Origin of the sequence: Pseudomonas sp. HY7a-MNA-CIBAN-0227 (assembly GCF_040310325.1) — a bacterium.
In the GTDB taxonomy this organism is placed as follows: Bacteria; Pseudomonadota; Gammaproteobacteria; order Pseudomonadales; family Pseudomonadaceae; genus Aquipseudomonas.
In genome coordinates, this window is sequence record NZ_JBEOPT010000131.1 from 1 (window position 1) to 273 (window position 273).

1 protein-coding gene is annotated in these 273 nt (G+C 41.8%); it reads right to left on the reverse strand.

Going from position 1 to position 273, the window contains the following annotated elements; all coding sequences use genetic code 11:
• Positions 1 to 93: 93 nt before the first annotated feature.
• A partial coding sequence (locus tag AAEZ06_RS27280; RefSeq protein ID WP_502948060.1) for a hypothetical protein occupies positions 94 to 273 on the reverse strand: 180 nt, incomplete at its 5' end.

Below are 273 nucleotides of genomic sequence, written 5' to 3' on the forward strand. Positions count from 1 at the left end.
GGCGTATTCGTTACCCATACGCCATTTTTCAATGCGACACAAAGTGAGACCATTCAGCTGAACAAGACCATCATTTACAAAAAGCAGCCTTATTCATATCGCGCATTTTCTAGCCCAAAAGCGCAGGATCACAATACTGATCACAAATAATATCGAGCAACAAACAAGCCCGGCCATTAATGAACCGGTAAAACCAAGTACGATATAACCCACTAAACTAATCAAGGCCGCAATAAGTGCATAAGGCAACTGAGTCACAACATGGTCAATATG